The sequence below is a fragment of the Lonepinella koalarum genome (assembly GCF_004565475.1).
Classification (GTDB): Bacteria; Pseudomonadota; Gammaproteobacteria; order Enterobacterales; family Pasteurellaceae; genus Lonepinella; species Lonepinella koalarum.
This window is the reverse complement of record NZ_SRHX01000005.1, coordinates 163855-190564: the sequence shown is the minus strand read 5'-3', so window position 1 is coordinate 190564 and position 26710 is coordinate 163855. Positions and strand designations below refer to the sequence as shown.

The following is a 26710-nucleotide window of genomic DNA, read 5'->3' as shown; positions in this document are numbered from 1 at the left end:
TGGCATATGGTCTTGCGATCCCATACTTTAATCCGAAGATATTACGCGGTATTAGCTACAGTTTCCCGTAGTTATCCCCCTCCATAAGCCAGATTCCCAAGCATTACTCACCCGTCCGCCACTCTCAAGAAAAGTGCAAGCACTTCCCTCTACCGTTCGACTTGCATGTGTTAAGCCTGCCGCCAGCGTTCAATCTGAGCCATGATCAAACTCTTCAATTTAAGTTTTTTTTAAACTTAATCAAGTTCAATCGCTTAATAAATACTGACTTTTGCAAGGGCGTATGCAATACGCCCCTACATTAAAGTTCATTTTGTAGGGGCGTATTGCATACGCCCCCAATGAATTTCTAAGTTAAGCACCTATTAAGACTTCAAGTTTTATTTAATTTTTTAAAACAAGTCAATCAACAAGTGCCCACACAGATTGTCTGATAAATTGTTAAAGAACGATTTTGCTTTCGCAAATATTATAAATTGGTCGGCGAGATAGGATTTGAACCTACGACCCACTGGTCCCAAACCAGTTGCGCTACCAAGCTGCGCTACTCGCCGTTAGATTTACATAAAGTAAATGGGGTGGCTAATGGGATTCGAACCCACGACAACTGGAATCACAATCCAGGGCTCTACCAACTGAGCTATAGCCACCATTGTTTTTTTGTTGTTTTGCATTGACTCTGGCGCGCTCGACAAGATTCGAACTTGCGACCTTTGGCTCCGGAGGCCAACGCTCTATCCAACTGAGCTACGAACGCACACATATTGCGTTGCAACGGAGGCGTATATTAATGATTTTGCTCATTGTTGTCTAGCACTTTTTTCAAAAATTTTTAGTTTTTCTCACGTTAGCTGTTAATTTGTGCAATTTGTCTGGAATTTATTTCGGTTCCGATTATTTTATAACTTATTCATCACATAATAATAAGCATATCGCAATAAATTTAACTGGCGTTGCCAACGTGTGGGTTGGCTTAATAAACGATATAACCATTCCAAATTCAATTTCCGCCATAATAACGGAGCCCGTTTGGTCTTACCCACCAACACATCAAAGCTCCCCCCTACCCCCATATAAAGGCAATCAGGATAAATCTGTTGAGCTTTTTGCATAAAAATCTCTTGTTTTGGCGATCCCATAGCCACCGTCACCAACTTCGCTTTGCTTTGCTTAATTCGCTCAATCACCGCCCTTTCTTCTTGTTCAGAAAAATAACCGTGCTGGCATCCCACAATATTCACTTGCTGATGCGATAATTTTTCTATCACCTGATTCACCACATCCGCTTGTCCCCCCACCAAAAAAACAGGCACGCTCAATTCTGCCGAACGTTGCAATAAGGCTTGCCATAAATCAATCCCTGCAATCCGTGTTAATTTTTGCCATTGGGGATATTTCTTTTTAATGGAAAAAACCACGCTAATGCCGTCTGCATAGTTAAATTCTGCTTGCTGAATTAAGGCTTTCACTTGGGAATTTTTAGCACAGGCAATCATTTTTTCCGCATTTATCGCAATCAATAAACCCGTTTTTATTTGTTTTGCTGAGATCAAATGATCAACCAACGCTTGCTGATTTTCAGGCACTAAAATAGCTATTTCTCGAATGACAACTTTTTCCATTTTACGATTCCTTTTGCTAATCCATACGCCACGCCCCAACCTATCGTCAAAAACACAAAACGAGAAACAAACGCATCAAACCCTTCTCGCACTAACACCGTCAAGGTAAAAATATGCGAAAAACAATAGGCTTTTAACACCGCACTTTCATGACCTTTAGCCCAACGGTACAACCCATCAAATCCTTTGACAACCAATGCCGAGCCAATCGCCCCCATTAAGATCATCGGATAACCCCCCATAATATAAAACGATCCAATTAAGGTCGGGGAAATCGCCAAGCCCGCATAATAATGCTTAATCTCCCAAGTAAAATAATTTGCCGTATTTAACACTAAATCGGGACGTTCCGCCCATAAGGCTTTGGGAATATACACATAAAAATCCCGAATGATGGGCATTAATCCTTGATATTCAATATTTTTTGTATTGAGAATGGTTGCCAAATTTTCCCACGGCGAAAAGGTATCCCGAGTTAAGTGTAAAAAACGAAACAACGTTTGTTCATCGTTAAAAGCTAACCCATATCGCCACATTGCCAATAAAAACATAGCGAAAACACCCAACAGGGCAAATCCGCCGAATACTCGCCAAGAAAGATAGCCCTGAGCAATGCCAATCAACACAAACAAAGCAACCGCTAACGCCAAGTTTGCACGCGTGCCACCGATCACCAGATAACTAAACACGCCGAAAGCCACCCCTAAGCACAGAAATTGCCACCAACGGCCTTTACTTGGTTGAATAAAATAAAAAATTAACAACGCTGGTAAGCAAAAATAAAAAAAACGTTTTAAGGCGACCGCACTCACTTGAGCCGAGAAAATCTGGTTATAGGCGGTTAATTTAAATAATAACAAACCATTCAGCCCATAAAAAATCCCCATTGCCCCTAAACTTATCGCCAATAAAATCCACATCGTAACCTTTGCAGAAAAGTGCGGTGTATTTTTCTCGAGTTTTACTGGCAATAAACGGGGATAAAATTTGCCTTGATAAAGCCAATAATAAAGTAAATAAAATCCTGTTGCGGTCAACAACGTTTGGCATAAGACCGCAAAAGGGGGCAATGAAATATGAAAGCCATACATCAAGCCCATTGACAACGGAAAGCCTAAATAAAAGACCGACAAATAAACCAAGCTAAACAATAAATGAAAGGAAAAACCTTGCTGTTTTACATCTTGTTGTAATAAATAAAGCACCGCACTTAATAACAAAATATACAGCAAAGTCAACAAGATCAATTCAGGCAGTTCAAGCATTCCCTTCCCCCTGTTGCAAAATCTGCGTTAATATAGCCAACCAACCTGCCATAAAATGGGGTTCAAAAAAGCCGATAGTTTCTTTATCCAGTGCGGTTAATTTTTGCTGAGTTTCTCGAATCCGTTGTTCACTCACTTGATTCTGCAACAGAAACGGCACTTGATATAATCGCATATCTTCAATAAAGGTATTTTTCGGATGTAACACCACAGGCACATTAAATTGGGTTAATAAACACAAGGATCCCACCCCTTGCTGACGTTGAAAAATAAAATACGCCACATCACATTGATTAAGCAAAGCTAAATAATCTTGAAATGGCATTTTTTCGGTTAAAATTTGCACCGCACTTTGAGCAAATAATCTGGTGGCGTGAGTGGACACTTGAGCAATATAATCGCCGTTATGTTCGGGATAGCCCATCGGAATAATAATCCGCACATTATCCCCAAGCTGTTGTTTTATTTGCTCCAATCCCACTAAATGACGATTAGACGGATCGCCAGAATTGCCTAATAAAATGGTGAGTTTATCCGATTTTTGCTTTTCCTTTTTCATAGTCTGAAAACTGTGGTGCATTTTACTCGGGAAATAAACTAAATGCCCTTGCACATTCGGATTAATATACTGTTTAAAATAAGCTAAATCCCCCTGATAGCCTGCCACTGAAATTAATTTCTTTTGAATAAAACGGCGTAACGGATAAGCCAATTTAAATTTCCATTGTTGACTGTCTTCGTGTAAATCTGCCCCCCACATTTGCCAAGTGAGTCTTTCGGGTGGTAATTTGCCGAAAAAGATAGCAAACCAAAGGGGAAAATTAAATTGACCGTGTAAATAAAAATAGTGTTGTGGATCGTGTTTTGCGAACCGACAGACGGCTTGAGCAATACTTTTTTTACTGTCAAATTCCTGAATGTAAAGGCTCGGATATTGCTCTTGATAGCCGCTCCCCACCACCAACACTTGCTTAATGGCTTGTTTCGGTAATTGGGGTTGCAACTGCTCCGCTAAAAAACGCAACATCGTATGATTATGATGGGGAATGGGCGAACCTAAAACGTGAATAATCTGTTTCATTTTTTACTCCCATAATCCAGCTTAAATAAAACCCAACAAAAACCGAAATAAATCATATAGCAAAGTCCATAGCCTAAGGTTGCCCCTGCGACACCCTGTTGTGCGATACCATAACTGGATAAGCCAAATAATAATACTCCCTGAACAATTTCAGCACAAATATAGCGACCAGTTGCGGCTTTGGCGAGCCATAAATAACCAAAAACGTAACTCGCCACTTTAAACAGATCGCCCACTAATTGCCAACCAAACAGCTCAGACATTGGGGTAAAATCAGGGCTAAATAACAGTATAATTAAATAATCTCGCGAAAAAAACACCAATAATGCCAGAGCTAACGCCAACAGAAAAATAAAACCCAAGGCTTTTTCGGCTTCTTTTTGAATCGCCGATTTCTCACTTAATTTGGCAAAAGTTGGCAATAAATACACGGAAAATGCGGTGGTTAAAAGCTGTAAATAGGCATCAGAAATACGGCTTAATCCTTGCCATAAACCCACCGCACTTAAGCCTTGACTGTCGATTAATTGATTACGCAATAAAATATACACCACTGGCATTGTGCAAGCCGTCACCAAAGTCATTAGCATATAACGGCTCAATAATGCACTGATCGAGAAATCAAATTTAGGTTTTAACCATTGCCAATGCCAATGTTGCTTGAATAAGGCAATTAAACTGGGGACAACAATCAAGGCAGGAATACAGGCAAAACCGATTAACGCCCCTTGATAGCCCCATATCCATAAACAAAACAGCAACCACAATGCTCCCACTAAATTAGCAAAAATAGAACTCATCGCACAGGCTTTGGCTTGACGTTGTCCTTTTAAAATGGCGATAAAATAATTACCCAATGCCATTAAGCATTGCAACAAGGCAAGCAGTTGAATGATTAGACTGTAATCGGCGGTTTGAAATAAAAACAAGGAAATGGGTTGAGCAAACAGCAAGCCAATCAGAGCCAACATCGCTGAAACCGACATAATCCATAGACTACTTACGCCTAAAATGGCTTGTAACCGTTGCGGATCTTGCTCATATTCGGCTACAAATTTGGTCACTGCATTTAAAATTCCTGCCCCTGACAGCACGCCCAGCACCGTGAGCAAGGTCATATAATTTGCCGCCTGTCCTAACCCTGCCGAACCAAAATTTAGAGCAAAGATTTTAATGACTACTAGACCTATAATGAGCTTAATCGCGACAGCGGTGGATGTCCAAAGGGTTGTACTGGTTAAGGTTGGTTTTGTGATGGTTGACATATCCGTGACCGCCTTTATTTTTGCCGTTTTTACACCGTCGCACCGCAAAAATCTAAATAAACTTGCGTTGAATCTGGCTTGATTGTAGCAAAACAAGAATGTTTCACCAAATGTACAATGATGTCTGCTTGCTGAACGGCGGTGGAAAAATCCGTTAATTTTACCTGATTAGCTAAGATCACTGGCAATGTCTGAATATGGGGTTCTACCGCCCAAATTTCGCCCTGATGCCATTGAGCAAGGGCTTGTGTAATCAGAACGGCAGGACTTTCTCGCAAATCGTCCACATCGGCTTTAAAACTTAACCCTAAACAGGCGATCTTAATTTCATCAGGACGACAATTTTTTGCCATCATCAAATCCGCCACGGCGACTTTTATTTTTTCTACGACCCAAACAGGCTTATGATTATTCACTTCTCGAGCAGTACGGATCAATTTTGCCTGTTCTGGGGATTGTGAACAAATAAAATAGGGATCCACCGCAATACAATGTCCGCCCACGCCAACACCCGGCTGTAAAATGTCTACTCTCGGATGATGATTCGCCAGTTTAATCAATTCCCACACATCAATACCTTGTTGATCACAAATCAGCGACAATTCATTGGCAAAGGCAATATTCACATCTCGAAAACTGTTTTCCGTCAGCTTGCACATTTCGGCAGTTTTGGCATTGGTCGCAAGACATTTGCCTTGTACAACATCTTGGTAAAAATCCACCGCACTTTGCGTACAAGCTGGCGTTAATCCGCCAATTACCCGATCATTTTGTACTAACTCTTGCATCATTTTGCTCGGTAGCACACGTTCAGGGCAATAGGCAATTTGTACATCTGCTGTATTTTGAAAGAACAACGGAAAGCTCAAATCAGGGCGTAAATGCTGTAACCATTGAGCAACTTTTTCCGTTGTGCCAACTGGCACCGTAGATTCAATAATCACCAAATTGCCTTTTTGCAAATGCGGGGAAATTTGTTGGATGGCTTGTTGCAAATAACTTAGATCCGCTGTCAAATCCGCTTTCAACGGTGTCGGCACGGCAATCAAAAAAATATCCGCTTTTTTTACATCTGAACTGACAAAAAGTCGCCCCGATTGCACCGCACTTTTCAACGCATCGGCTAATTCAGGTTCGGTGGTCGTGATTTGTGCTTGCTGAATAGCACAAATTTTGCTCACATCCGTATCCATTCCATACACAATATGCCCTAAATTCGCCAAAATCACCGCCGTTGGCAAGCCAATATATCCCAATCCAATTACCGAAATTTGCTTAGTCATTTTTTACTATCTGTTTGATAAATTGAACAATCCGCTCACAAGCCTTGCCGTCACCGTACAAGGTGCTGGCTTGTGCCATTTGTTGATATTTTATTGGATTTTTCGCCAACGCATCCACGGCATTAACAATAGCAGAATGTTCCACCTTTACGCGTTGCACAATCCCTGAGTTTTCCGCTTCAGTTCGTTCCGTCTGATCTCGCAATAATAAAACAGGTTTACCCAATGCAGTGGCCTCTTCTTGAATGCCGCCCGAATCCGTTAAAATTAAAAAGGCTTGTTGCATTAATTGCACAAAATCGACATAGGGCAACGGATCGGTTAAGCGAATATTGGCTTGATGCTGTAATAATTGATAAACAGGCTCTCGCACCTGTGGATTGGGATGAACAGGAAAAATGATTTGCCAACCTTGTTGAGCCAATGCCATTAAACTGTGACACAATTGCTCAATGCCCTTGCCCCAATTTTCTCGGCGGTGCATCGTGACTAAGAGCATTTTTTTATGGGGTTCAAGCGAAAAAAGTGCGGTGTTTTTTGGTGGATTTTTTTGTATCCAGTGCAACGCATCAATCACCGTATTGCCTGTCACCACAATATGTTGTTCAGGATAATTTTCCGCTAATAAATGTTGTTTGGCTTGCGGTGTTGGAGCAAAATGCCAACGTGCTAACACGGATGTTAAACGGCGATTGGTTTCTTCGGGAAAAGGGGAATAAGGTTGATAAGTGCGTAAACCCGCCTCAATATGCCCCACAGGAATTTGTTGATAATAACAGGCTAAACTGGTAGCAAAAGCGGTGGTGGTATCACCTTGTACTAAGACTAAATCGGGACGAAACTCGGTTAAAACGCACCGCACTTTTGGCAAAATTCGTGCGGTTAGATCGGTTAAATCCTGTTCCGCTTGCATCACATCAAGATCAAAATCAGGCTGTAAATCAAACAGACTCAACACCTGATCGAGCATATCTCGGTGTTGTCCTGTGACACAAATTCGGCTGTCAAATTCTACTTGCTCCGCTAGCAATTTCACTAATGGAGCAAGTTTAATGGCTTCCGGTCTAGTGCCAAAAACCGTTAAGATCTTAAACTTCGCCATTCACGCTATTAATTGTGATTGTTTTGTTTACGTCCAGCAAAAATCAATGCCAGCAATAAACCGAATAAGAAACCAACCGCTCCGCCCACTTCCATCCATAATAGCCGATCCGGTGATGCCACTTTCGGTTGGGTTGGTGATTTTAAATAACTAAAGGTGACTAATTGATTATCTAATGGTGAAACTGATTTCATCATATTTAATTTACCTTGCCAACTTAATTCGCCCGGCTTAGCATTATCTGTACTTTGTTGAGCAGCTAAATTTACCTGATTAAATAAAGTTTTCCATTTGGCAATTAATTCTTTATACAAGCTCTGTTGAGCAAGATAATTAGTATATTTGACAAAATTATCCAATTGCTCTGTGGCTTGTTTTGGATTATCTAATGCTAAACTAATACGATCAGGAATATTACGAGCTGGATTACCTTCAATAAATTGTGTGTTTTCAATTAACTCTTGTAAAAAAGCATTATCTTTTTCTTCAATACCCGTTTGACGTTGTTTATAGAAATCAGAATTTAACCAAAAGTTTGCAAGGCTATCATAGGTCTTTAATTGTTGTTTAAATCCATTATAAACAACATCTACCGTTTCTTTTTGATCTTCCTGTTTATTACCATTTAATAGTTGATACATTTCAAACAAAGAAAAATATGTACCAAGTTGCTCCACATTTGGCTGACGAATTTCCACTTCCGCTTTCCATTGTTGTTTCATGGCATAGCTACCGCCATAACCTGCACCAGCAAAAAGTGCGGTGAAAAAAATAACCAATAATAACCCTTTTAAAAATTTCATCGTATTTCCTAATTTAAAAAATAATTTTACATTGATGGCGTTTTTGCTTTACGTAATAAGCGGCGACGATGACGGCGAATAAAACGGGTGATCCGCCAAGCTCTTGTAATAGAATAAGAATACATAAAAAACAACCCAATAAATAAAATAAACATCAACCATTCATTAATATAATAAATTTCACCTAAAATACCAAATCCTGCACAAAGTGCCGCAATAAAGGTAATCAACATAAAGGCTTGTTTATGGGTTAACCCTGCTCGTACCATCAAGTGATGCACATGCAAACGGTCGGGACGAAATGGACTTTTGCCCTTACGCAAACGACGATAAATAATCGCTACCATATCAATTAACGGAATAGCCACCAACCATAAGGCAGTCACTGGGTTCATCGGATGCCCTTTGCCTTGAGTACTTAATAATAAGATCCAAATAATGGTAAAACCAATGAGCGTACTGCCACTGTCGCCCATAAAAATTTTATATTTTTTACCAAACGGAATACACAGGTTAAACATGGCATACGGTATAATCGCCACAATTAAGGCAAAACACCAACGTGCCAGATCATATTGATTATCCATATACATCAAAATTCCCACCCCAGCAAATGCCACGCTAGACAAGCCACCGAGTAAGCCGTCAATACCATCAATCATATTAAACGCATTAATAATCGCAATAGTAGCAAATACCGTAATCACCACACCAATCCAACCGAGCGTCACGGTAAAAGGTCCAATAATTTGTCCTAAGTGTTCAAGGGATAAACGTCCATAATAGATCATAAATACGGCTAACACTGCCTGAATACCTGCCCGAATAAAAGGACTAATATCATAACGGTCATCTAAAATCCCAATCGCCAACAGCACAAAAACACTAAATAAATAAAGCTGGGGTAACTTGGTTTGATCCCATTGTAATATATAAAAACACAGGTTCCCTACAAAGAGAGAGATCCCCCCAATTAAAGGAATCGCTCCCTGATGGCGTTTACGATAATTGGGTTTATCCACCAACCCCAGCGCAATTGCAACCGGACGCATAATTACAATAGTAAGAAAAGATGCTAAAAATGTTAACAATAAATCTAACCACATATCCTTTGTTTGCCTTATCAAGCTACAGCTAAAAAATATTGCAAAGCATAGCATTAATCCTATTTGATTGCAGAATATTTTTTACAAAAAAGCGAAAATCCGCTAGAAAATACAGTACAATAATCTTAGATGAGTGATTATAAAAGGAAAAAACATGTCAAATTCAACCGCACTTTTTTCTCGCGCAGAACGGGTTATCCCCGGTGGCGTTAATTCCCCTGTACGTGCCTTTAAAGGCGTAGGTGGTACCCCCGTCTTTATTCAAAAAGCATCCGGTGCTTATATTATTGATAGCGACGGCAAGCAATATATTGATTATGTCGGATCATGGGGACCTATGGTACTCGGGCATAATCACCCCGCTATTATTGACGCGGTATTAAAAGCTGTACCAAATGGATTAAGTTTCGGTGCACCTACAGAAGGGGAAATCACTTTGGCAGAATTGGTTTGTAAACTGATGCCATCTATTGAATTAGTCAGAATGGTCAGTTCTGGCACGGAAGCGACCATGTCCGCTATTCGTTTAGCTCGAGGCTATACGGGACGAGATAAAATCATTAAATTTGAAGGTTGTTACCATGGTCATTCCGATTCCTTATTGGTCAAAGCAGGCTCAGGAGCCTTAACTTTAGGTCAACCTAGTTCCCCTGGTGTGCCAGAAGATTTTGCTAAACATACCTTAACCTGTACTTATAACGATCTTAATTCAGTTAAACAAGCCTTTGAGCAATATCCTAATGAAGTCGCTTGTTTAATTATTGAACCTGTGGCAGGCAATATGAACTGTATTCCACCCAAAGAGGGGTTCTTAAAAGGTTTACGCCAACTTTGTGATCAATATGGCACAGTATTTATTATTGATGAAGTAATGACAGGCTTTCGTGTGGCATTAGGTGGCGCCCAATCTTATTACGGCGTTACCCCCGATCTCACTTGCTTAGGTAAAATTATTGGTGGTGGTATGCCTGTGGGTGCCTTTGGCGGTAAACGTGAAATTATGCAATATATTGCCCCAACAGGTCCTGTTTATCAAGCTGGCACCTTATCAGGCAATCCCATTGCAATGGCTGCAGGATTAGCTTGTTTAACCGAATTAAGCAAAGACGGCAATCAACAAAAATTAGCCGAAAAAACGGAAAAACTCGCGCTAGGCTTAAAAATGCTTGCAAATAGATACAGCATACCATTCCAAGTACAATATGTGGGAGGTATGTTTGGTTTGTTCTTTACCGAACAACAAGAAATCACCAATTTCCAACAGGTTATGCTATGCGATGCCACAAAATTTAATCGTTTCTTCCATTTAATGTTAGAAAAAGGCGTTTATCTTGCACCGTCAGCTTATGAAGCTGGTTTTATGTCATTAGCCCATTCTGATCAAGATATTGATCGCACTTTAACAACCGCAGATTGGGCTTTTACACAATTATCCCTATAAATTATTTAACACAAACACAACTAAGGAATGATTAATGAGTACAACAATTGAAAAAATCAACCAATCCGTCAATAAACCAGACTTAGCAAAATTCATTTTGCGTGTTAGTTTTGCTTTTATGTTTTTATTACATGGTATTCATAAAGTCACTGGTGGCATAGATTTTATCACGGATAGATTTATTGAACTCGGATTGCCAGCTTTCTTTGCTAATGCCGTTTATGTATGTGAAATAGTTGTACCAATTTTTATTATGTTTGGGGTTTTCACGCGTATTAATGCTTTTATTGGCGTGATTTCTTGTATCATCATTATTCTGGTAAGATACATTCCGCTCATTTTCGCACTTGCTCCAACGGGGGCATGGGCAATTGAAGGCGTGACGACTTATCTATTTGCATTTTGGTCAATTATGCACCTTGGCTCAGGAAAATATGCCTTGAAAGCAGACTAATCTTTACTTTGAAAAAATGGGTTAATCTTACAAAAAGATTAACCCTAAAATTTATACCGACCATAATGATCTGAAATCACGCTATATAGATTTCTTGCATATTCGAATGAGTAAAACAATGGTAATCACATTAACATCTTCATTTTAATCTACATTTTATTTAATTAACGTTATCTCACCAACCGATTCTCCGCTGTCTCAGGCTCCAGATCTAACTTCGCCATCAACAGCTGATCGCCATCTTCTTCTGGGTTTTCGGTAACTAATAATTTATCGCCGTAAAAAATCGAATTGGCTCCAGCCATAAAGCACATGGCTTGCATTTCTTCCGTCATTCCCTGCCGTCCAGCAGATAATCTCACATAGCTTTGTGGCATAGTAATTCTCGCCACCGCAATAGTTCGCACAAATTCGGTCCAATCCAAATCATCTGCATCTTCTAACGGCGTACCTTCCACTTTGACTAACTGATTAATCGGCACGGATTCAGGTTGCGGATCTAAATTCGCCAAACTTGCGATCAAGCCTGCTCGCTCTTTACGGGTTTCGTTCATACCCACAATACCGCCACAACACACTTTTAAGCCCGCTTTGCGTACTTTACCAAGCGTACTCATGCGATCATCAAAACGGCGTGTGCCAATAATCTCAGAATAATGCTCAGGGGCGGTGTCAAGATTATGATTGTAGTAATCCAAGCCTGCTTGTTTTAAGTCTTCTGCCATACCATCTTCTAACATACCAAAGGTGCCACAGGTTTCCAAACCTAAAGACTTCACTGCTTTAACAATTTCGGTAATTTTTGCCACATCTTTTGGCTTTGGTCCACGCCACGCTGCCCCCATACAAAAACGGCTTGCCCCACGAGATTTAGCAATTTTGGCTTTTTCTAAAATATCGGCAATATCTAATAAATCTTGTTTTTGCACACCCGTTTGATAGCGAGCGGATTGTGGACAATAATGACAATCTTCTGGACATCCCCCCGTTTTAATGGACATGAGGGTAGAAAGTTGAATGGCTTGCGGATTAAAGTTTTCACGGTGAATTTGAGCCGCTTTAAAAACCAGCTCTAAAAAAGGCGTTTCAAACAAGGCTTCCACTTTACACACTGACCAATATTCAGCGGTTTTGTGGGGGGTAATGGAATAAATTTGTAAAGGTTGCTTAATCATACTATAAATCCATTTTCAATTTTAATAACACGGTCAATTTTACCAACCAATTCATTAGGTTGATGTGTCACCATTAATAAGGTGATATTTTTTTCATTACTTAATTTCAACAACAAATCCAACATTTCTTGACGTAATTGCGGATCAAGCGCGGAAAACGGTTCGTCCAATAATAATATCGGTTTATCTCGCAATAAACAACGGGCTAACGCCACTCTTTGCTTTTGTCCACCGGAAAGTGCGGTGGGTTTTCGTTGCAAAAATTCGCTTAATCCTACCGCACTTGCTGCCTGCTCGACAAGTTGGACTTGTTGATTATTCAACTTTAAATTGGCTTTTAGCCCAAATGCAATATTTTGAAAAACCGTTAAATGGGGAAACACATTATTTTCTTGAAATAACATAGATACAGGACGTTGATAAGGTTCAGTAGTATTATGTTTTTCACCGTTTAAATAAATATCACCTGAATTTGCTATTTCAAACCCTGCAATTAAATTCAACAGCGTACTTTTGCCCGCACCACTTGCACCGACAATCGCTACTTTTTCGCCTTTAGCAATATGTAAATCAAATTGCATAGGCATGGTTTTATATTGGAATTTGAGTTTCTTTAATTCAATCATTTTCATCCAATTCATCCGCCATGGCGGCTAAAATTTCTCTCGACAACAACGCTAACGCCTTATAAAACGGCAAACTTGCCTGCGTTTCCACTTGGTTTAAAAACTGGCTAGCACAAGGTAATAAAAAACGTTCAAATAATTCTCGTTGAGCATCTACTGAATCGAGGTTATCTTCAATCCAAGAAGCGGTTAAAAAAAGTAACCCAAAATGATCCGCACTTTCCACTTCGGACATGGCTCTCTCTTTACGAAATGCCACAAATTCCTCCACATTCAAGCCATAAGCTGAAATAGCAGGTGAAACATTGGCAAAAAGTTTGTGATATTCCTGAGCGAGTAACGTTAAATCCAACGGAATTTGCAAACTTTCAATAGCGGATTGGGTTTGTTTATCCGTTTCCAACACCCAAACTTGGCTTAATCCGCCCTGTTGCAACCAGCCGAATACGCCAGCTAAAATCGGATCTGTCGGACAGCGATAAAATAAATTACCGAATAAACGGCTAATTAATGAAAAATTGCTGAGATTTTCCGTTGCCATAAATTTTCCAAAATATTCAAAATTTCTACCGCACTTTAACATATTTTTTGTTAAAATACTGCTCTTTTTAACGGCTTACCTATACTAAGTGAGCTACTGATTTGTACTCAGAGAAAATTTTATTATGACGTTTAAACCCGAATTACTTTCCCCTGCTGGCACGCTAAAAAATATGCGTTACGCGTTTGCCTATGGTGCCGATGCCGTTTATGCAGGACAACCCCGTTATAGCTTGCGTGTGCGGAATAACGAATTTAACCACGCTAATTTAAAAATTGCCATTGACGAAGCCCATTCTGTTGGCAAAAAATTCTATGTAGTGGTGAATATCGCACCGCATAATTCCAAATTAAAAACCTTTATTAAAGATTTAAAAGTCGTTGTGGATATGCAGCCCGATGCCTTAATTATGTCCGATCCTGGCTTGATTATGATGGTGCGTGAGAATTTCCCTGACATGGATATTCATCTTTCCGTGCAAGCCAATGCGGTGAACTGGGCGACGGTGAAATTCTGGAAACAAATGGGCTTAACTCGAGTGATCCTATCCCGTGAGCTTTCTTTAGATGAAATTGCTGAAATTCGTCAACAAGTACCTGATATTGAACTGGAAATCTTCGTACACGGAGCGTTATGTATGGCGTATTCAGGGCGTTGTTTGCTATCGGGTTACATTAACAAACGCGACCCAAACCAAGGCACTTGCACCAATGCTTGCCGTTGGGAATATAAAATGGAAGAAGGCACCATTGACGAGGTCGGCAATATTGTAGAAAAAGAGGCAGTACAAAAATTTGAACCTGAAATTGAGGTAAAAAATGTTGCTCCTACCTTAGGCGAGGGCAGCCATACCGACAAGGTATTTTTATACACCGAACCGCACCGCCCTGATGAGCAAATGACTGCTTTTGAAGATGAACACGGCACCTATTTTATGAATTCAAAAGATTTGCGTGCCGTGCAACACGTTGAACAATTAACAAAATTAGGTGTACATTCGCTGAAAATTGAAGGTCGGACAAAATCGTTCTATTACTGTGCCAGAACCGCTCAAGCGTATCGCAAAGCCATTGACGATGCCGCTGCGGGCAAGCCATTTGATGAGAGCCTGATGGATACGTTAGAAAGTTTAGCACACCGTGGTTATACCGAGGGTTTCTTACGCCGACACACCCACGATGAATATCAAAATTACGACTACGGCTACTCCATTTCCGAACGCCAACAATTTGTCGGCGAATTTACTGGCAAACGTAATAATCAAGGTATGGCGGAAGTAGCCGTAAAAAATAAATTTTTAGTCGGTGATTCGGTGGAAATGATGACCCCTAAAGGTAATATCGTGTTCAAAATCGAACGCATGCTCAATCGCAAAAATGAAAATGTTGAAGCTGGTCTTGGCGATGGACATTTTGTGTTTTTAGACGTACCAGCAGATATTGAATTAGATTATGGGTTGTTGATGCGGAATTTAAATGGAACGGATACCAGAAATCCGCATAAATAGGATTAAGATAACTATATAGCGAATGCCCTTAGCAATTACTAAGGGCATTTTTATTATTTCTTGGATTGTTCATCAAACACTAGAACTAAAGTCGTAAACATACTAAGCACTGCATTTTGAATTTGCTTTACTGTTTTCCGTTGCTCAACCATCAGAGGAACATCTCCTTTAGGTATTTTTGTATTTTGTCGAATAATCTCTAAAAATGGTTTAATTTTAGCTTGTCGATTAATTTTTACTAATTTCGCCCCCAGCATAAATCCTTTACACCAAGGGGATAATAAGAGTAACTTTCTGCGCTCTATTCGCACTTCTGCCAACAAAGGTTGGTAAAACTTTTTGCCTAATCGCAATATACGAGAAATAAAATTATAATGACGGAAAATCAAATTCATAAACTCTTGTAATTGTTCTATATCAGCATCAAAAGAAGAACTTTCTTGATTAAACAATACAGGCAACCAAAAACTTGGCATTACGGGCGTTGGTGACAAATGAATAGCAGTTAAAAATCCATCTAGTTCAGAACAATCTGAAATTACGGCATTAGCATTTCCTTTCACAACATAACGTTCGAGCAATTCATCTAGCAATTCAAATTCTTCAGTACTTAAAAATTCTTGAGCAATAATATTCATACAAGTTCCCTAATAGTGTTGGATTAATAATGCTTATTTTGCTCACAATCATAGCAAAATTAAGCAGATACTCAAATTGATTTTAAATACGTGCGGTTAAAAATGATTAAAAGAGCCTATCCTCCATTTGGGAGCCTATGCCAAAATTTGTGTAAACACAAATTTCACTTTTCTTTTCTCACATCTTCCCATTAAGTCCAATTTTTCCCATTTATCTTGTCTAGTGATGTTTGGTTATGTTGGTTGGGTTTACCCAACTGTAAATATTCATCATTATAGCAATCTTATATTTGTAATAAATTCTCATATAATGAATCAATTTCATCAAAATATGAACTCAACATTAATTTTCCAAATGGGATTAATTTTAGTGATTTCCTAAATTTATCAATAGGAATATTTTTAATTATTTGATTAAGCGTAACACTTTCCCCAAATTCAAATAAATAATAACTTTCTTGACTATAATTCTCACTTCCTAGCTCATTAGCATAGTTTTTCTGTAAATTATCTCTAGATGATTTTTTGACAGTTCTAATCGGATAAACATGGCTTATTTGCCATTTGTTTTCATCGGTTGGATAAGCAATTGCTAAATAACTTAATTCCGAAACTAAAATATTTTGCACGTCAGGTTTAAATATATCTGCTTTAATGTGGTAATATTTAGTCGTACCTGTGCGAAATTTTTCAATATAATCAACACTTCTATTATCACCAATTCTTGCGGTTAAAACTAAATTTTGATGATAACGCTGTTGCATTCCTGTGTATGGAATATGCGTTTCTTCCTGTAAATATAGATTGTCAGTAAAATCTAACTCTTGCGATGTTAATTTTTGACGTAAAAATTCGGTTAGCCAAATTGCACCTTGATTGTTTTGTGCGGGTAATAATGGAAATGCACCAATGCCAATTTCACGAATAGTGTCAGCATAAGGATTGTTATCACTGTTTTCTACATTTTGCTCAAATAATGCGGGATAAAGCACATAAGCACCAAATACAGGACGAGATTTATAAGGTAATCGTTGCTCATTTTGATAAATCAACGCATCACGATAACGGTGCATTTGGTTAATAGCATCTTCTGGTGCATAATCAATACTACTTTCTTGTTCTGCATCATCACTTTGATTTAATTTTTTCTCAACACGATATTTGGCATCAAACACCATAATGGATTTATTTTTATTGGGAAACGTAATTTCTAATACAATATCTGGTTTCTGATTAACCGAATAAGAACGCAAGGTTTTACCATAATTTCTAAATATCGGCTCGTGAGCTAAGCGAATTTCACAGCCATCGTGATGTTCAAATACAAAAGCACTGTTTAACCCATTACTTAATTCAATATTACCTAAAACACCTTGTTTGAATTTATATTTTGTTTGTTTTTTTAGTTTAAAGCCAAGTTGCTCAATAATATTTTTAACAGAAATAAAACACCAAATTTCATAAAGTTCGGCAATAGACTTCATTGATACCTTTTTATTTAGGATAAAGAAATCTAAATAGTATTTCATTTCTTGCCAAATTCGGTAAACCTGTCCGTAGCCTGATTTTTGTTGCAGAGCAAGGCTTGTATAACCGCTTGGTTCTGCTTGTAGTTGATTTAAAAAGCTATATTTTTCTAATTTAATTAATTGTATTTGCCATTTATTTAAATCATCTTTTAAGAATATTGAAAAATCCAACTCTTCATCGTTAGATAAATCTGCAAATAAATGACGATTAATTTGTTGTAATTGCTTACGTGTTTGATTGATCACAAATTTAATAAAGCGATTTTCGGCATTATCTACACTTAAATATTTCTGATTAACTGCATAACGATGATTATATTCACCAGCTTTTAAATGCTCCATACATTTTTCTACGATGCGTGGAGATATTTTGCTTTTAATTCGTTCTGCTTTCAGTTGTTTCGGATTATCACGTAAGCGATTATGAGGCTGTTGAATAATGAGTTTTAAATTACGGTGAAGTTGTTCTCGCAGCTCACGAAAATGAGCTAACCAAAAAATCGGGAAATTGCCCCGTTTTTTACTTTCTGATGTGTCTTGTTCGGTTTTACCTAGAAAATTAAAACGTAATAAAGGGAATTCACTATCTATAGTGCGATAAATTTCGGGTAAATCTGCTTTTAAATCAATTTTAGTCGGTAATATTTCAAATTTTAGCTCAATTTTCTTAACACATTCATTTTCAAGCTGATATTCAATTGGCAAAATAAACCAACCAAGTTCATTTTTCGTTTGAATATTGCCAAAAAACAGATTTTTCTTTAAATGAAATTTTTCATTGATAATTTTGTGATAATGGCAAGAACGAGCAAAAACAACCTTTTTCTTAAATATTAAACATAATGCATATTCGCTATTTTCAAAAAAGATCGGCTGTGTAGCGGTAAATTGATTATTTTTAATTTCACAATCGGTTGGAATATTAACAGCAAAGTTTTCCACACCATTTAAATAGATGGTTGATTTAGGCAAGTCAATACCACGTTTATACGCCATATCTCGTAAAACGTTTAAACGTTTTTCATTTGAGCTTGTCTCAATGCTCAGCTCAAAATCATCACATTGAATTTCAACACAGGTTGTCATATTTATTGCCAAAAAGAAGTAAAGCCAACACGTTCAAGTTTATTAATCATATAGCCTAATTTTAATTCAGTGCGGCATTTTATTCTATTTTCTTTTGTTTCACGCCATAAATCAGGTCGGTTGTTTTCTTCTCCCCAAATTTCGCCCAAATGTGCGGTCAAAATTTCACTTAATTCTGCAAGAATACTTTTTTCATCATCACTTTTACTTGCCAGTTTATCCATATCCCCTTCAATACGTGGCAAGACTTTCATCATTAAAAAATCGTCCCATACCGCTTGCAAGGTTTCATCATTTTCAGGATTAAAACTATGCACCTCAAGCAATAATTCATTTAAAGCTCGGTAGGCTAATTTAAACGGTGTATGCCCTAAAACTTCATTAACTGCGGTTAAAAATGTAATACTTTTTTGAATATTTTCTTGGTTTTGATCTACACAATGTTGAGCGTGCGAATAAATTGGGTAAGTCAGTGCTTTATTTTGTGTGCTTTGTGTAAAATAATCACCGAAATCATTTGGATAAAACTCGCTAAAATCAAAACTTAACGCACGATCAAGCACTTTACGAGAAAATCCGTGCGTAGTTTCGTCCATATTCACTGTTCCTGCCACAATTAAATTAAACGGCAATGGAATACCATTTTGGCTAAAATAACGATAGAGTGCAGAATCTTTTTCTAAGCCAAGATCGTTCGCTAATTTTTCAAATTGAGTAAATAGATCTTGATGTAAGATTGCATCACAAGCATAAACAAAATTATTTCCTTGTGTTTTCCATTCTCTCGTTTCTAAGATCGCCAAATAATCCGCAAAATATTGTTCAACAGGTGCTAAATTCATTTCATCTAAACAGAGCCAAAACGGACGAATCTTTTGCAAGGTTTCTAAACTAAATTCCGCATTTAAATCGGCTTGATATTTAGCAATTTCCTGCCAAGCCTGCACCATAAATTTCAGAAATGGTGTAATGATATATTCATCTTTGCCCGATAATCTTGAGCTATACCCCAATAAATCAGACGGCTCGTGCCAATCTGGGCGCACTGGAACAAGTAAATAATTGTTATTTTCTCCGCGACTGCTTAATTTCGCCTGTTCACGCACAAAACGTGTTTTACCCGTGCCTGAAATGCCCGCTAGGATTAGGAAGGGTTTGGGGATTCTTGTTGCTGAAATGTGAATTGTATTCATTGTTTCGTCAGGGAAAAGATCATTATTTTTAGGTGTGAAACTGATTTGATCTAATTGCAAAATATCCTGTTTCATTCGTTGATAAATCTCTAATAAGAAATAAAGATCTTGTTTAAGTTCTTCATCACTAGGTATATTTTCTGCAGGATAATATTTAGATGCAATTGTTGTATCTTCGTACGATTTGCCTAAATCTGTTTTAGACTGTAAATCAATAGAATGAGTATTCCAAGATTTTAATTCAGGGTATTTGGAAAGTAATAAGTTTTTTCTGCGTTGGCCTTCATCAAGATAATTTTTCTTTGGTTTATAATTTTCTTTTAATGCCGTACTACCTTGAATTAAACAAAGATAAATTCCACTTGAATCCGCTTTAAATAAATAGACCGGATAAATTCCAGATTGTGTCGTCGCCGTAATTTGCGTATTTAAAATGGATAGCCAAGGAACATCAGCCCAGTTCCCATTACCGATACTTGCATTCACTTTATAAAGCAATGAGACATCATATTCTTTAACTAACCTTTCAATTTCAGGCTTTAACTCTCTTTGAAAAACAGTATGCATTGGATTGTTTTTAAATTCTTTCTGCTTCTGTTTATTTAGATTAGTTAAAATATTTTCAAAACAATTTTTAATGCTCATAACCTTCACTCCCTAAGTCATTTACGAGTTTTTTTCATTTCATCATACAACTCAATCAACTTCGGAATATCACCATCATTTGAATCAGTATTTAAATCAAAACATTTTGCAGTAGCAACAAACATAATATCAAAATTATATTTATCTATTTTCTTTTCTGTGCCATCAGCTTGTTTATGGTAACGTTCAGGATAAGTCGTTCGTTCATAGCGAACAATATTGGTTGCAATATCTGTAATATTTTTATCTATATTGATTATTTCCAATAGGGAAAGTAATTGCATTGCCCTTTGGCATTTTTCACTATCTTCGGCATTATGGCTATAAAATCGTAATGCTTCGTGTCGAATTAATGGCGTGGTAAAATAGTGGTTACCTGAATTGATAATCTCTTGTAGCCCCAATTTATAGCTATCTTGATCTTTCACCATTGTGATGATTTTATTAGTATCTAATAATACTTTCATCTTAACCACCTAATGATAAAAGCAATTCATTCAATTTTTTCTTCTGGCTGTTAAAACGCTCATCAGAAATATCATCAACTCGAATTTTATTTAAATTAACATTAAATGCTTCATCTAATAAATCAATCAAGGCTTCGTTACTTGGGTTTTCAATTTCTTTATTTACAACACAATCGCCTTTGCGTACTAATTGATAGGCTTTGCCTGTGTATAATTGTGATAAAACTAAAGATGAATGCGTAGTGATAATAAACGTTGTTTTTGGAAAAGACCTTTTCAGCATTTCTAAAATCTTTGTTTGCCAACTAATATGAAGATGGCTTTCAATCTCATCAATTAATACAATCCCTTCCGTATTCTCAATGTCATTGCTGTTATTAAAATAGGCATAGCCTGAAATAATTTCTTGTACTATTTTAAGTAGTGATGAAAATCCGCTACTTAATTCATTTAGTTTCCGTCTTTCGCCATCAACGACGATTGAAACCGCTGTGCCCCCGTGAATAATTAGGCTACTTTTTTCCGCGCTAATTCGTTCATCAATTTTATGCAGAATATTTAGTACTGCTAAAATTTCAATTTCACGATTATCTGCATCCGCTTCATATTGATTTGATGATTGCGCGCGTTGAATAAACCATTCATCAATAGAGATGTTTTCTTCATTATTAGAAAAGTTAGAATCTAATCTGTTTCTTTCATATTCAAAATATTGATTTTTTCTAGCCTCATATGTACCTAAAGGTCGAATATATTCTGAACGGAATTTATCTATTTTCCCCCGCTTGTAAACTGGTATGTAAATGACAGGGGTTGAATGTAGTTTATTAAAATGGTTAATAATAACAAAATCTGAATCAGATATATAAATCTCGCTATTATCAAATAATATTTTTTTTAAAATATCATTATTAAATCCATATTTAGACTCAAAGTTAATGTTTGTTAAAAGCAACGCTGTATATAATGCTTCTAAACTTTTTGTTTTTCCCGCACCATTATTACCAATTAACACAAACATTTCACTATCTTTAGGGAAGGTAAAATCAATATTGTGGATCCCTTGTATCCCCGATATTTTAATATTTTCAAATGGAAGCATAATTCATCCTATTATTTGATTATTCTAGGGCGGACTCCAGCGTCCACCCCAAATTCAACGCTATATTACAACGCTTCAATCTCTTTCCGTTGCAATTCCAGCTTCTCAATCCCTTCCCGATACCCCTGCATTTTCTCACGCTCTTTCGCAATCACCTGCTCAGGCGCTTTAGCCACAAACGCTTCGTTAGAAAGTTTAGCTTCAATGCGTGCGACTTCACCATTGAGTTTTTCAATCTCTTTGGCAAGTCTTGCAAGTTCGGCTTCTTTGTTGATAAAGCCTGCCATCGGCACGAGCAATTCGGTTTTACCGACTAGTTTTGCTACCGATAATGGGGCTTTTTCACCGTCTGCTAACACTTTTACATCGTCCAACTTAGCTAAGGCTTTCAAAGTGCGGTCATTTTTTTGCAAGGTTTTGCAATTTTCAGCAATCACATTTCTGAGCAATAAATCCAACCCTTTACTCGGTGCGATGTTGCTTTCGGCACGGATATTACGCACAGCGACGATGATTTCTTTTAAGAACTCAATCTCTTTTTCGGCTTGTGTATCAAGTTTAGCATCATCTACTTTCGGGAACGGTTGCAACATAATGGTTTCACCTTTCACTGCCGCAAAGCCTTTCACTTTTTGCCAAATTTCTTCGGTGATAAATGGCATAATTGGGTGAGCTAAGCGGAGTAATTGCTCAAGCACATTCACCAAGGTTTGGCTTGCCCCACGTTTTTGAGCGTCTGTGCCGTTAGCAAACACAGGTTTGGTGAGTTCCAAATACCAGTCGCAGAACTGATTCCAAGTGAAATCGTAAATGGCGTTGGCTGCCAAGTCAAAGCGGTATTGACTTAATGCGGTGCGGAATTCGTTTACGGTGCGGTTGAAGGTGGAAATAATCCAGCGATCCGCCACGCTTAATTCGGTTTCACCAGCGGATAAATCGAGTTTATCGTTGGTGAGAACAAAACGGCTGCCGTTCCACAATTTATTGCAGAAATTGCGGTAGCCTTCAAGGCGTTTCATATCCCAGTTGATGTCGCGTCCGTTGCTCGCCAAGGCTGCCAGTGTGAAACGCAATGCGTCCGTGCCGTGTGGGGCGATGCCGTCTGCGAACTCTTTTTTGGTCGCTTTGGCGATTTTTTCCGCCAGTTGTGGCTGCATCATATTGCCTGTACGTTTTTCAAGCAAATCTTCCAGCGAAATGCCGTCAATCATATCAATCGGGTCAAGCACGTTGCCTTTAGATTTGGACATTTTTTGCCCTTGTTCATCACGAATCAAGCCCGTAACGTACACGGTTTTGAACGGCACTTGCGGTTTGCCATTTTCGTCTTTGATAAAGTGCATCGTGAACATAATCATTCGTGCAACCCAGAAGAAAATGATGTCAAAGCCCGTAATCAACACGTCTGTTGGGTGATACATACGCAACTCTTTAGTTTGTTCTGGCCAGCCAAGGGTTGAGAACGTCCACAAGCCCGATGAGAACCACGTATCTAATACGTCCTCATCTTGTTTTAAGGCAAGATCCGCAGGCAAATTATGTTTCGCCCGCACTTCTTCTTCGTTGCGAGCCACATACACATTGCCCGCTTCGTCATACCACGCAGGAATACGGTGTCCCCACCAAAGTTGGCGAGAAATACACCAGTCCTGAATATCACGCATCCACGAGAAGTACAGGTTTTCATACTGTTTTGGCACAAATTGAATTTCGCCGTCTTCCACGGCTTTGGTTGCCACTTCCGCCAGCGGTTTCACACTCACATACCACTGATCGGTCAGCATCGGCTCAATCGGCACGCCACCACGGTCGCCATAAGGCACTTTGAGATCGTGCGGTTTGATCTCTTCTAAAAGACCGAGTGCTTCAAAATCAGCGACCACTTTTTTGCGTGCAACAAAACGCTCTAAGCCTTGATAATCCGCCGGAATAAGTGCGGTGTAATTTTCCAAAATTTTGCCGTCTGAACCGACAATTTCCGCGATCTCTCGAATATCGGCATTCAAGGTCATCACATTGACCATCGGCAAATTATGGCGTTTGCCCACTTCGTAGTCGTTGAAATCGTGGGCGGGCGTAATCTTCACGCAACCTGTCCCGAACTCACGATCCACATAATCGTCCGCCACAATCGGAATTTCACGGTTCGCTAACGGCAAAATCACCGACTTACCGATAAGCGATTGATAACGCTCATCTTCAGGGTGAACCGCCACCGCCGTATCGCCGAGTACGGTTTCAGGGCGAGTAGTCGCCACCACCAAATAGTCCTTGCCTTCAGCGGTTTTCGCCCCATTTGCTAACGGATAGCGGAAATGCCACAGCGAACCTTTGCTCTCTTTGTTTTCCACTTCCAAATCAGAAATGGCGGTGTGTAATTTCGGATCCCAGTTTACAAGGCGTTTGCCACGATAAATCAAGCCTTCTTCGTGTAGCCGAACAAAGACTTCTTTCACCGCATTAGAAAGACCATCGTCCATGGTAAAACGCTCACGATCCCAGTCGCTCGAGTTGCCTAAACGGCGCATTTGCTGGCTAATTGTACCGCCTGAATAGGCTTTCCAGTCCCAAATTTTGTTGATAAAGGCTTCACGCCCGTAATCGTGGCGAGTTTTGCCCTCTTCCGCCGCAATCTTGCGTTCCACCACCATTTGAGTCGCAATGCCTGCGTGGTCAGTCCCTGTCTGCCACAGCGTATTATTGCCTTCCATACGGTTAAAACGGATCAGCGTATCCATTAAGGTTTGCTGGAAAGCGTGCCCCATATGGAGTGAACCCGTTACATTCGGTGGTGGAATAGCGATACAGTAGCCTTTTTGGCTCTCATCTTCGCTTGGTTTAAAATACCCTTGCTCTTCCCAGTGGCGATACAAGGCTTGTTCTACCGCAGACGGCTCAAAGCGGTCTGCCATTTGAAGGTTTTGTGTCATTTGGTTTTCTCTTTAATTAAATTCTTCTATTACTCATTATTTTGAAATTCATTCCAAAAATCATTATCTATTTTCTTGATACTAAAACTTTTTTCTGTTTGAACACCTAACTCATATTCATAAATATATTTTGCCAGTTGCTTTCCATCAATTAATATAATTCTAGATTTTTGAATTTTCTGTGCGAATTCTTTGGCATCATTTGAAAATTGAGCGGTCGTAATAAAAACACCTTTAGTTGCATTTCCTTCAATACCGGATAATGCCCCGATAAAACTTTGAATATCTTGTCGGCTAATTGTTTTATCTCTTTGATAACGTTTTGCTTGAACGTATATTTGCTCAAAACCTAGTACATCACCTTTAATTCGAGCATCAATGCCACCGTCACGACTAATTTGAGTTACTTCACCATCACCATACCCCATTTTTTGAAGTAATTGAGTAACGATATGTTCAAATGCAATAGGCGATTTAGACAAGACAACATCTAAAATATCATCATAAATTTGATTTCGTAATATTTTATACGAATTTTCCAACTGTTCTAATGGAGCAATTTGCGCCATTTCCAATGAAATCTCAATAGGATGTTCTGGCTTATCTAATTCTTCTACATTTTTAATTTTTTTCTTATAATTATCACTAATATATTTGGCTATCTCATCATTTGATTTATTTAAAAACGATATTCCCTTTTTGCTAACAATATAAGCTCTCTTATTATTTGTTTTTATAAAATCAATTAGTCCTGATTTGCTTAAATCATTTAATTTCCATAGAACAGTATTTTCAAAAATTTTTGCATTACTTACTTCATAGCGTTGAGATAGGAAATTCTCATCTAGTTTAAAATATAATGCAAGTTCATTTACTATGTCGTTAAGAAATAGATGAGTATTTCTATTTAGTACATTTAGAATAGGATTAAGTAACTCTTTTGTTTTTTGGTAACTCATATTAAATTCCTAGCTTATTGATTTCAAAATTTTTTCTAGATTATTTTAACTCTTTTAACGTTAACAATAACAATCTGCACAGGATCTTGATTAAATCCACGCAAAGTAGATTTGCCAGCACCATTCGTGCCACAGTAAAAAATTGCTAGATTATTTTGCATATTCAATCACAACTTCTTTACCGTCAGGATAATGTCGCACAATCTCACCCTTTTCATTTTCAAAAGTCAGGATTTCGTGCTTTTTCTTCTCGTCCTTCCACGCTTTCCATAAAATCAGCATCTCGTTGTGTTTTTTGAGTAGTTCTTCTTTGTTCATTTTACTCCACCATCTCCATCTGCCACCCCATTTGTCGATATTGTTTATACCGTTCTCGGGCAATGACTTTCTGTTGTTCGTCCACAGGCACAAAATCAATCACTTGATTAAACGCAGACACATAATCAGGAATAGTTTGTTGTAAATTAATCAATACATCTCGCCGTTGGGCGTTGCGTTTGCCACGCCATGAAATTTCGATCGGGGTAGCGAAATTGGTCACTTCGCCTGATAAATTGTGCGGTACAAATTGTTCGGGATCTCTTGCCCATAGTGCTTCGTCTAAATCTAAGGCTTGTTGTTCGGTTTCGCACGCAATCAACACTTTCAAGCCCGCACGCCATAATTGAGCGGATAAATCGCACGCCAATAATTCCGCTCCCGACAAGTCCTGTTGGGAAAGGCTGGATTTGATTAAATAAAATTTGGCGATTTTCGGCATTTTCAGGTTAATTTTGTCGTTGAATTAAGCGGTTAATTCTAACGAAAAAATACTTATAAATAAAGGTTTTTGCTTGTGCTAGAAAGAAAATCACAATAGACTATCGCACATTTAAAATTAAGACTGATGT

At 38.3% G+C, this 26710-nt stretch carries 23 protein-coding genes, 3 tRNA genes and 1 rRNA gene; 3 read left to right on the top strand and 24 right to left on the bottom strand.

Annotated elements, in window-relative coordinates:
• The 12 genes from E0709_RS08135 to wecA all read right to left on the bottom strand — a co-directional run.
• Window positions 1–221 (bottom strand): 16S ribosomal RNA (locus E0709_RS08135); the annotation flags it as partial.
• A 256-nt stretch (window positions 222–477) separates the two neighbouring features.
• Window positions 478–554, bottom strand: a tRNA-Pro gene (locus tag E0709_RS08130).
• 20 nt (window positions 555–574) lie between these two features.
• A tRNA-His gene (locus E0709_RS08125) sits at window positions 575–650 on the bottom strand.
• 30 nt (window positions 651–680) lie between these two features.
• A tRNA-Arg gene (locus tag E0709_RS08120) sits at window positions 681–757 on the bottom strand.
• A gap of 142 nt (window positions 758–899) precedes the next feature.
• Window positions 900–1622: a lipopolysaccharide N-acetylmannosaminouronosyltransferase gene (gene wecG, locus E0709_RS08115; RefSeq protein WP_132302366.1), complete on the bottom strand. Its 723-nt coding sequence runs from the start codon at window positions 1620–1622 to the stop codon at window positions 900–902.
• On the bottom strand, window positions 1595–2887 hold the full coding sequence (locus E0709_RS08110; protein ID WP_132302365.1) for a WzyE family oligosaccharide polymerase: 1293 nt from the start codon (window positions 2885–2887) through the stop codon (window positions 1595–1597). Before E0709_RS08110 ends, wecG begins: the two co-directional genes overlap by 28 nt.
• Window positions 2880–3968 carry a TDP-N-acetylfucosamine:lipid II N-acetylfucosaminyltransferase family protein gene (locus E0709_RS08105; RefSeq protein WP_132302364.1) on the bottom strand — a complete coding sequence of 363 codons (1089 nt, stop codon included), beginning with the start codon at window positions 3966–3968 and terminating at the stop codon, window positions 2880–2882. Before E0709_RS08105 ends, E0709_RS08110 begins: the two co-directional genes overlap by 8 nt.
• Window positions 3965–5233: a lipid III flippase WzxE gene (gene wzxE / locus E0709_RS08100; RefSeq protein WP_132302363.1), complete on the bottom strand. Its 1269-nt coding sequence runs from the start codon at window positions 5231–5233 to the stop codon at window positions 3965–3967. The genes E0709_RS08105 and wzxE overlap by 4 nt, the downstream gene beginning before the upstream one ends.
• Window positions 5234–5262: 29 nt before the next feature.
• Complete coding sequence (gene wecC / locus E0709_RS08095) at window positions 5263–6516, bottom strand: UDP-N-acetyl-D-mannosamine dehydrogenase (RefSeq protein ID WP_132302362.1); 1254 nt, start codon at window positions 6514–6516, stop codon at window positions 5263–5265.
• Window positions 6509–7618: a non-hydrolyzing UDP-N-acetylglucosamine 2-epimerase gene (gene wecB, locus E0709_RS08090; protein ID WP_132302361.1), complete on the bottom strand. Its 1110-nt coding sequence runs from the start codon at window positions 7616–7618 to the stop codon at window positions 6509–6511. The genes wecC and wecB overlap by 8 nt, the downstream gene beginning before the upstream one ends.
• Before the next feature lie 8 nt (window positions 7619–7626).
• Window positions 7627–8421, bottom strand: coding sequence for a chain-length determining protein (locus tag E0709_RS08085; RefSeq protein ID WP_132302360.1), 795 nt, complete (start codon window positions 8419–8421; stop codon window positions 7627–7629).
• Window positions 8422–8447: 26 nt separating this feature from the next.
• Entirely contained in the window at window positions 8448–9527 is a 1080-nt protein-coding gene (wecA, locus tag E0709_RS08080) for a UDP-N-acetylglucosamine--undecaprenyl-phosphate N-acetylglucosaminephosphotransferase (protein WP_132302359.1), read from the bottom strand.
• 154 nt (window positions 9528–9681) lie between these two features.
• Between wecA and hemL the strand changes: the two genes are divergently transcribed.
• Together hemL and E0709_RS08070 are read left to right on the top strand one after the other, a co-directional pair.
• Window positions 9682–10968, top strand: a complete 1287-nt coding sequence (hemL, locus tag E0709_RS08075) for a glutamate-1-semialdehyde 2,1-aminomutase (protein ID WP_132302358.1) — start codon at window positions 9682–9684, stop codon at window positions 10966–10968.
• 34 nt (window positions 10969–11002) lie between these two features.
• Window positions 11003–11422 carry a DoxX family protein gene (locus E0709_RS08070; protein ID WP_132302357.1) on the top strand — a complete coding sequence of 140 codons (420 nt, stop codon included), beginning with the start codon at window positions 11003–11005 and terminating at the stop codon, window positions 11420–11422.
• 170 nt (window positions 11423–11592) lie between these two features.
• Here E0709_RS08070 and bioB read toward each other — a convergent pair whose 3' ends face one another.
• Genes bioB through E0709_RS08055 form a run of 3 tightly spaced genes read right to left on the bottom strand, consistent with a single transcriptional unit; the run spans window position 11593 to window position 13764 of the window.
• A complete protein-coding gene (gene bioB, locus E0709_RS08065; RefSeq protein ID WP_132302356.1) occupies window positions 11593–12597 on the bottom strand; it encodes a biotin synthase BioB in 1005 nt (334 codons plus the stop codon).
• Window positions 12594–13223, bottom strand: coding sequence for a thiamine ABC transporter ATP-binding protein (gene thiQ, locus E0709_RS08060; RefSeq protein ID WP_132302374.1), 630 nt, complete (start codon window positions 13221–13223; stop codon window positions 12594–12596). The genes bioB and thiQ overlap by 4 nt, the downstream gene beginning before the upstream one ends.
• Window positions 13216–13764 (bottom strand): TorD/DmsD family molecular chaperone, encoded by a 549-nt coding sequence (locus E0709_RS08055; protein WP_132302355.1) that lies wholly within the window; start codon window positions 13762–13764, stop codon window positions 13216–13218. The genes thiQ and E0709_RS08055 overlap by 8 nt, the downstream gene beginning before the upstream one ends.
• A 124-nt stretch (window positions 13765–13888) precedes the next feature.
• Here E0709_RS08055 and trhP point away from each other — a divergent pair, with 124 nt between their 5' ends.
• Complete coding sequence (gene trhP, locus E0709_RS08050) at window positions 13889–15271, top strand: prephenate-dependent tRNA uridine(34) hydroxylase TrhP (RefSeq protein WP_132302354.1); 1383 nt, start codon at window positions 13889–13891, stop codon at window positions 15269–15271.
• Window positions 15272–15324: 53 nt separating this feature from the next.
• On the opposite strand, the gene E0709_RS08045 is transcribed toward trhP, so the two are convergent.
• The 9 genes from E0709_RS08045 to E0709_RS08010 form a co-directional block, all read right to left on the bottom strand.
• Complete coding sequence (locus tag E0709_RS08045) at window positions 15325–15909, bottom strand: UPF0149 family protein (RefSeq protein ID WP_132302353.1); 585 nt, start codon at window positions 15907–15909, stop codon at window positions 15325–15327.
• 284 nt (window positions 15910–16193) lie between these two features.
• Window positions 16194–18524 (bottom strand): DUF2357 domain-containing protein, encoded by a 2331-nt coding sequence (locus E0709_RS08040; RefSeq protein ID WP_132302352.1) that lies wholly within the window; start codon window positions 18522–18524, stop codon window positions 16194–16196.
• Between the two features lie 2 nt (window positions 18525–18526).
• Window positions 18527–20362, bottom strand: a complete 1836-nt coding sequence (locus E0709_RS08035) for an MrcB family domain-containing protein (protein ID WP_132302351.1) — start codon at window positions 20360–20362, stop codon at window positions 18527–18529.
• A gap of 17 nt (window positions 20363–20379) precedes the next feature.
• The gene (locus E0709_RS08030) at window positions 20380–20829 is read right to left on the bottom strand and encodes a PIN domain-containing protein (protein WP_132302350.1); all 450 of its coding nucleotides are present in this window, start codon (window positions 20827–20829) and stop codon (window positions 20380–20382) included.
• 1 nt (window position 20830) lies between these two features.
• Window positions 20831–21931: an AAA family ATPase gene (locus E0709_RS08025; protein ID WP_132302349.1), complete on the bottom strand. Its 1101-nt coding sequence runs from the start codon at window positions 21929–21931 to the stop codon at window positions 20831–20833.
• Between the two features lie 65 nt (window positions 21932–21996).
• Window positions 21997–24861: a valine--tRNA ligase gene (locus E0709_RS08020; RefSeq protein WP_132302348.1), complete on the bottom strand. Its 2865-nt coding sequence runs from the start codon at window positions 24859–24861 to the stop codon at window positions 21997–21999.
• Between the two features lie 29 nt (window positions 24862–24890).
• Window positions 24891–25820: a restriction endonuclease gene (locus E0709_RS08015; protein WP_132302347.1), complete on the bottom strand. Its 930-nt coding sequence runs from the start codon at window positions 25818–25820 to the stop codon at window positions 24891–24893.
• A gap of 150 nt (window positions 25821–25970) precedes the next feature.
• Window positions 25971–26138, bottom strand: a complete 168-nt coding sequence (locus E0709_RS12290) for a hypothetical protein (RefSeq protein ID WP_165867231.1) — start codon at window positions 26136–26138, stop codon at window positions 25971–25973.
• Between the two features lies 1 nt (window position 26139).
• Window positions 26140–26580, bottom strand: coding sequence for a DNA polymerase III subunit chi (locus tag E0709_RS08010; RefSeq protein WP_132302346.1), 441 nt, complete (start codon window positions 26578–26580; stop codon window positions 26140–26142).
• Window positions 26581–26710 lie beyond the last annotated feature (130 nt).

What these genes read in the sequence shown, in the direction of transcription:
- E0709_RS08010 (WP_132302346.1), bottom strand. Translation starts at nt 26,580, where the DNA reads ATGCCGAAAATCGCCAAATTTTATTTAATCAAATCCAGCCTTTCCCAA.
- bioB (WP_132302356.1), bottom strand. Translation starts at nt 12,597, where the DNA reads ATGATTAAGCAACCTTTACAAATTTATTCCATTACCCCCCACAAAACC.
- E0709_RS08085 (WP_132302360.1), bottom strand. Translation starts at nt 8,421, where the DNA reads ATGAAATTTTTAAAAGGGTTATTATTGGTTATTTTTTTCACCGCACTT.
- E0709_RS08035 (WP_132302351.1), bottom strand. Translation starts at nt 20,362, where the DNA reads ATGAGCATTAAAAATTGTTTTGAAAATATTTTAACTAATCTAAATAAA.
- E0709_RS12290 (WP_165867231.1), bottom strand. Translation starts at nt 26,138, where the DNA reads ATGAACAAAGAAGAACTACTCAAAAAACACAACGAGATGCTGATTTTA.
- E0709_RS08070 (WP_132302357.1), top strand. Translation starts at nt 11,003, where the DNA reads ATGAGTACAACAATTGAAAAAATCAACCAATCCGTCAATAAACCAGAC.
- E0709_RS08045 (WP_132302353.1), bottom strand. Translation starts at nt 15,909, where the DNA reads ATGAATATTATTGCTCAAGAATTTTTAAGTACTGAAGAATTTGAATTG.
- E0709_RS08040 (WP_132302352.1), bottom strand. Translation starts at nt 18,524, where the DNA reads ATGACAACCTGTGTTGAAATTCAATGTGATGATTTTGAGCTGAGCATT.
- wecA (WP_132302359.1), bottom strand. Translation starts at nt 9,527, where the DNA reads ATGTGGTTAGATTTATTGTTAACATTTTTAGCATCTTTTCTTACTATT.
- hemL (WP_132302358.1), top strand. Translation starts at nt 9,682, where the DNA reads ATGTCAAATTCAACCGCACTTTTTTCTCGCGCAGAACGGGTTATCCCC.
- E0709_RS08055 (WP_132302355.1), bottom strand. Translation starts at nt 13,764, where the DNA reads ATGGCAACGGAAAATCTCAGCAATTTTTCATTAATTAGCCGTTTATTC.
- E0709_RS08015 (WP_132302347.1), bottom strand. Translation starts at nt 25,820, where the DNA reads ATGAGTTACCAAAAAACAAAAGAGTTACTTAATCCTATTCTAAATGTA.
- wecB (WP_132302361.1), bottom strand. Translation starts at nt 7,618, where the DNA reads ATGGCGAAGTTTAAGATCTTAACGGTTTTTGGCACTAGACCGGAAGCC.
- E0709_RS08025 (WP_132302349.1), bottom strand. Translation starts at nt 21,931, where the DNA reads ATGCTTCCATTTGAAAATATTAAAATATCGGGGATACAAGGGATCCAC.
- thiQ (WP_132302374.1), bottom strand. Translation starts at nt 13,223, where the DNA reads ATGATTGAATTAAAGAAACTCAAATTCCAATATAAAACCATGCCTATG.
- wecC (WP_132302362.1), bottom strand. Translation starts at nt 6,516, where the DNA reads ATGACTAAGCAAATTTCGGTAATTGGATTGGGATATATTGGCTTGCCA.
- trhP (WP_132302354.1), top strand. Translation starts at nt 13,889, where the DNA reads ATGACGTTTAAACCCGAATTACTTTCCCCTGCTGGCACGCTAAAAAAT.
- E0709_RS08105 (WP_132302364.1), bottom strand. Translation starts at nt 3,968, where the DNA reads ATGAAACAGATTATTCACGTTTTAGGTTCGCCCATTCCCCATCATAAT.
- wzxE (WP_132302363.1), bottom strand. Translation starts at nt 5,233, where the DNA reads ATGTCAACCATCACAAAACCAACCTTAACCAGTACAACCCTTTGGACA.
- E0709_RS08020 (WP_132302348.1), bottom strand. Translation starts at nt 24,861, where the DNA reads ATGACACAAAACCTTCAAATGGCAGACCGCTTTGAGCCGTCTGCGGTA.
- E0709_RS08110 (WP_132302365.1), bottom strand. Translation starts at nt 2,887, where the DNA reads ATGCTTGAACTGCCTGAATTGATCTTGTTGACTTTGCTGTATATTTTG.
- wecG (WP_132302366.1), bottom strand. Translation starts at nt 1,622, where the DNA reads ATGGAAAAAGTTGTCATTCGAGAAATAGCTATTTTAGTGCCTGAAAAT.
- E0709_RS08030 (WP_132302350.1), bottom strand. Translation starts at nt 20,829, where the DNA reads ATGAAAGTATTATTAGATACTAATAAAATCATCACAATGGTGAAAGAT.